Annotated in this window: 7 protein-coding genes; 6 read left to right on the top strand and 1 reads right to left on the bottom strand. The window is 35.3% G+C overall.

Going from position 1 to position 5,195, the window contains the following annotated elements; translation table 11 throughout:
- Window positions 1–90: 90 nt before the first annotated feature.
- The 5 genes from RV17_RS12825 (at window position 91) to RV17_RS12805 (ending at window position 4,058) form a co-directional block, all read left to right on the top strand.
- On the top strand, window positions 91–1,014 hold the full coding sequence (locus tag RV17_RS12825) for a hypothetical protein (protein WP_071869437.1): 924 nt from the start codon (window positions 91–93) through the stop codon (window positions 1,012–1,014).
- Complete coding sequence (locus RV17_RS12820; RefSeq protein ID WP_071869436.1) at window positions 1,014–1,946, top strand: conjugal transfer protein TrbL family protein; 933 nt, start codon at window positions 1,014–1,016, stop codon at window positions 1,944–1,946. The genes RV17_RS12825 and RV17_RS12820 overlap by 1 nt, the downstream gene beginning before the upstream one ends.
- 16 nt (window positions 1,947–1,962) lie before the next feature.
- Window positions 1,963–2,940, top strand: a complete 978-nt coding sequence (locus tag RV17_RS12815) for a hypothetical protein (protein ID WP_071869435.1) — start codon at window positions 1,963–1,965, stop codon at window positions 2,938–2,940.
- A gap of 26 nt (window positions 2,941–2,966) precedes the next feature.
- The gene (locus RV17_RS12810) at window positions 2,967–3,317 is read left to right on the top strand and encodes a hypothetical protein (protein ID WP_071869434.1); all 351 of its coding nucleotides are present in this window, start codon (window positions 2,967–2,969) and stop codon (window positions 3,315–3,317) included.
- Window positions 3,318–3,395: 78 nt separating this feature from the next.
- Window positions 3,396–4,058 carry an LPXTG cell wall anchor domain-containing protein gene (locus tag RV17_RS12805; protein WP_071869433.1) on the top strand — a complete coding sequence of 221 codons (663 nt, stop codon included), beginning with the start codon at window positions 3,396–3,398 and terminating at the stop codon, window positions 4,056–4,058.
- 318 nt (window positions 4,059–4,376) lie between these two features.
- Here the strand turns inward: RV17_RS12805 and RV17_RS13325 are convergent, their stop codons facing one another.
- Window positions 4,377–4,460: a type I toxin-antitoxin system Fst family toxin gene (locus RV17_RS13325; RefSeq protein WP_071869432.1), complete on the bottom strand. Its 84-nt coding sequence runs from the start codon at window positions 4,458–4,460 to the stop codon at window positions 4,377–4,379.
- A gap of 198 nt (window positions 4,461–4,658) precedes the next feature.
- On the opposite strand from RV17_RS13325, the gene RV17_RS12795 reads away from it, so the two are divergent.
- Window positions 4,659–5,015, top strand: coding sequence for a helix-turn-helix transcriptional regulator (locus RV17_RS12795; protein ID WP_071869431.1), 357 nt, complete (start codon window positions 4,659–4,661; stop codon window positions 5,013–5,015).
- The last annotated feature ends 180 nt before the right edge of the window (window positions 5,016–5,195 follow it).

The raw sequence follows: 5,195 nt of genomic DNA, 5'->3' as shown, positions 1-5,195 counted from the left end.
ATAGTAGATTTAAAACTTTGCAACAGAACCGGAAAACACAACCAACAATGACAACAGCGAATTACCATTTTAAAGATCGGAGGAAATCAAATGAATGGATTGAAAGAATTTTTTGGGAATATCCCAATGTTTCAAAAACAAGTCGAACGAGAAATTGAAGAAAAAGGGATTGAACCTAGTGAGGGTATTAAAAAAATGGAATTTAGCCGTCAAGTGATCCGTAACTTAGTGATTGGCGTTTTAGTTGTCGGTATTCTTGCTTTTGTGGGCATTTCTTATTTTAACAATAAGAATCAACCACCAGTGACACCAACAGCCACCACCGCAAGCAAAGAAAGCAACCAGTCAGAAACAAGCGGAGAAGCCACAAAAAACAGCTCACAAGCCGTTCAAGGGTCAAGCGACCATTTACTCAAATTAAGTGCGAAAGAGCGAGCAGACGAAGCAACAGAAGTTTTTGAGAGTTGGTACAAGTCTTTCTCTAATGGTGACGTGATTTTAGAAATCAACAAAGAATTATTGAAAGAAGGATCAGGCGGTACAAGCCCGATTGAATTAGAAACAAAACTGATTGATAACTTAAAAGCCAAGTTTGGTGATAAGCTGTCAGATGATTTCTATACAGGCTTGCAAGCGAGCTTCAATTTCAATCCAGTCATTGTTGACGGTACCAAAGGGCTAACCATTTCTAAGCAAAATGATGATGAAAGTCAATGGTTTAGTACCTGGTTCTTAGATACCGAAAAAAAGGAGAAAAACACAAAAATTGTTTTGCGTAATGATTTTCCGTTTGAGTGGGTGGATTGGCGGAACAAAGGACAACATGATGAAAAAGTAGGAAAAATATTTAAAAATGTTGATTGGGATAATGATTTAAGTTATGAAGTGATAGGGATTGATTTTACAGAAGCTACTAAAAATATTGAAACCAATCAGATTTTATTTGTACAAATGTACTACAATGAAAAAATCGGGAAGTGGCAAGTTACAGGTAATGTTGGAGGTGTTTACTAATGGATTTAATAGATAAAGCAGGAGAGGTCGCAGGTGATGTAGCAGACAAAATATCAGATACAGTTTCAGGAGTTTTTGAGGGTATAAAAGAAACCACAGATAGTGTGTTGCACCCGATTGATACCTTGTTAGGGAATTGGGGCAGTGACCTTTTAGAAGCCAGTATGAAAATTGCCAATAAGACGACTTTTGATATTCCCAATATCGAATTAATTAGTACCATTACCAATGTGTTTGTCTTTGCAACGACAACCTTTGCGATTTGTATTGTGTTGTATAAGGTCATTGAAGCGCAAATACAAGCTTCTAATGGTAGTGGTGACGCATTGACCGCTACTATTGTTCAAAAGCTATTCTATTCGTCGATTGCCTTAGCTGTCTTGCCCTGGGCAATGAACTTTTTTATCAAAAAAATTGTTGCACCAATCGGGGAATATGTGATTCAACAAGTCGCTAATGATTTGAACGTGGAAACGATCGGCGAACGTTTGCGTAATTTCTTAGTTTCCAATTTCTTTAATGGTGGCGTTAGTGCCGTTGTTCTCTTTGTTTTTGTGATCTTCTTTGCCTTTTCCATTGCCAAGTATTTTGTAGCGATTTGTGTCTTTTATGCCGATTTCTTAGTATTAACTATGTTGACACCGTTAGTCGCCTTATCCCTTTTAACGGACGAGCAAAATTACTTTCAAATATGGATCAAAGAATTGTTGTCCGAAGCTTTAACCATGCTAATTAAATTGATTCTCTATTTAGCAATGATTACCCTCATGATTGCTGAAAAATACACGTTACCAAACTTTATGTTAATGGTTGGTTGTGGCTTGTTGATTATTAAAACACCGTCAGCTCTACAAAATATGTGGTATTCAACCAAAGTTTCAAAAGGTGGCGGACTAGGGAACTTAGCTATGATGGCTATGTTTAGAAAATAAGAGAGGGGGAAAACGATTGTCTTATTATTTTGAAATACGTATTATTCTTCCTGAAGAAGAAAACCAGTTTTTAAATCGAAAGTTAAGTAAGAGTGAATTATCCGAAGTCACACACTATCTACAACAAAAAACAAGTCGAGGAATACCAGTTAAATTTCGTGTGGGTATTTTTAGAGTAGAAGATCAAACAAAAATTATGTCGGTCACTTTGAATACGAAAAATACAAAAGAAACTGATGTAATTAATTTGTTACTAAATCGAGTGACAGATCAACACGTTTTAATTTATCTAAATGAACAAACAGAGCCAAAAATTAACACGCAAGAGTTAAACCGCCAGGAGATACAAAAAGGTTTAGACAGTCAACAAATACAATCAAGCGAAAGTATAGCTGATGAAGCAAAAGAACCCGATCTTGTTAGTGAAAAACAAAGAAAAGAGCAATCACCCGAAGAAAGTCAAACAAAAGTTAAAGAAAAAACACTATCGAAAAAAACACCTAAAAAAAATGGTACAAAATTTAATTTGTTCGTATCTATTTTAGCTTTATTTATTGTATTATTGATAGGAGTAAGCGTTATTCAACAAGTACAACTTCAATCAGTAAAAAAAGAGAGCGAATCATTGAAAGAACAAATTGAACGTGTCGAAGAAACCGATATTTCCCAATCAAAAATAGATACATTTGGTAGATACTTTTTAACTTATTATTTTTCACAAGAAAAAAATAAAGAAAATTATCAATCTAGTTTAAGAAGTTATATATCAGAAAAAGTAGATATAGCTGATTGGGAAGCGTTAGGGAAAACTCTTAAAAGTGTTAATTATTACGGTAGCGAACAAACAAAAAAAGGGTATAGTGTTGAATACCTTTTAAATGTTACGGTAGAGGATCGTAGTAAAATGCAAAAGATCACTTTTGAAGTAGAACCAACCAAAAACGGCTTTCTTGTGACAAATCAACCAACACTTGCCGACTTCTCTTTTAACTGAAATATGCAAAAAAGAGAGTGCTAAAAATGGGGAAAATTAATCTAAAACAAATTTACACAGCTAAAGAAATGAGTGAAAGGATAGGTAAAAATAGAAATTACCTATCCCAGGCTTATCGAAATAATAAGCATGAAATTCTGAATAAATTTAACTATCGAAAAATTGGCGGTACGCTTATCTTTTCTGATAATTTCAGCAATGACTTATCTCAATTAATTACAGCAAAAGAAGCAAGTCAAACGCTAGGGAAAAATGATGAATATTTTGCCCATATTTATAAACGGTTTCCTCACAGGTTGGAAGGAATAGATCATGTCTACATAGGAAAAACATTATTTCTAACAAAGGAATCACTAGAAAATTTTAAAAAAAAGTGATTAAAAAAATGTCAGATGAAGCATATTTGTGATATACTATTTATGTACACAAATACTAATTTTTAAGGAGATTACAAAATGAAAAAACTTGCCCTCTTAACACTATTCAGCACTGCTTTATTAGTATCAGCACCGCTTGTCAGTTTTGCAGACGAAACCGCAAGTAGCAGTGATGTTACTATCTTAGCCGATGATGATCCAGTCGATCCAGTAGAGTCGACAGACCCGACTAATCCAGTCGATCCAGTTGATCCAGTCGATCCAGTTGCTCCAGTCGAGCCAAGCGAACCAACAGAGCCAAGCGAACCAACAGAGCCAAGCGAACCAACAGAACCAAGCGAACCAACAGAGCCAAGCGAACCAACAGAACCAAGCGAACCAACAGAGCCAAGCGAACCAACAAAACCAAGCGAGCCAACAGAACCAAGTACACCAACAGTACCAAACAAACCAGTAGACACAAACCCAATCGAAAACCCAGTTAATACAGATACAGGTGTTGTGATTGTTGCAGTTGAAGATAGTAAACCGATTATTCAATTAGCAAACGGAACAACAAAGAAAGTTGAAGCTAAAGAAATTGGTGCAAACGTTCAAAAAGACGGAACAGTAACGGTTAAAGGTTCAGACGGAAAAATGAAAGTTTTACCAAAAACAGGAGACACAGAAAATATTGCATTGTCTGTCCTAGGGTCATTAATGGTATTAGGATCAGCATTCATTTTTAAAAAGCGAATCTAATTAAGTATTTATAAAAGCGTGGTCGCAAGTTTCACTAGCAGCCATGCTTTTATTGAATCATTGTAGGACATTTTAAAGATAAAATTGCCCACTTTAAAATTAAACATGTGCTTAGAATCGTTCTAGGCAACACCAATAACAACAGATAGAATCAGCAACTTGGCTTCATTTTAAAATCATGCTATAATGAATGTGCGAAACGAGATAAGTTCTAATGAATAGCACAAAAGCCCAACCTATTGCGAGTAGGTCGGGCTTTTCTTTGCACTTGTTGCGAATACAAGCGTGTGAGTTAGACAGCAACTTGCTTGCTATCGTCTAATCATCTAACCAATGATCAACTAATGTGATTATTAGACCCACTAAAAGTGGTGCGATAACTAACGAGATAATTTGTTCCATGAATAGCACCCCCTTACGGGGCAAGTTGCCGTTAATTAGTATAGCATACTTAATATTCTAAACAGTTGATAAATTAAGATAAAAGCTAAAATCACTAATCACAAGTGATTTGTGATTAATCACTTGTGATTTACAAGGTGTAACGATATAATTAAATGGAAAACGTGCAAAATATTTACATAAACAGGGGGGAGAAACTTGGAACTAGCATTTAGAGAAAACTTAAAAAAGATGAGAGGTACCAAACCAAAAGAAAAATTCTCCCAAGAATTAGAAATGAGTAGATCAAATTATTCACGAATAGAATCAGGAAAATCAGATCCAACCATAAAAACACTAGAACAAATTGCAAAGTTAACTAACTCAACGCTAGTAGTGGATTTAATCCCAAATGAGCCAACAGAACCAGAATCAGAACAAGTAACATTGGATTTAGAAATGGAAGAAGAAATAATCTCAACTCTCCAAAATCCTCAAAATACCGCTATATCAAGCCATTTCCAGCCTCTACTTATCCACCCTTGTTATCAATCCCACCAACTCGATGTGGCTTGAGAGGACAGAATGAATGTCATTTGAGTATGTTCGTTCTCGGAAACATATCCACTGCGTTTTTAGCACTATCGGTAGACGGGAACATATCCATTCATGATAAAAAATAACGTGTCTAATTGCATAATCATCATTGAGTAGAGTTGTCAAAAGGGTTCTGTTGCAAAGTTTTAAATAAAGAAT

It is taken from the genome of Enterococcus thailandicus (genome assembly GCF_001886265.1).
Classification (GTDB): domain Bacteria; phylum Bacillota; class Bacilli; order Lactobacillales; family Enterococcaceae; genus Enterococcus_B; species Enterococcus_B thailandicus.
This window is presented reverse-complemented; position numbering and strand designations above follow the sequence as displayed.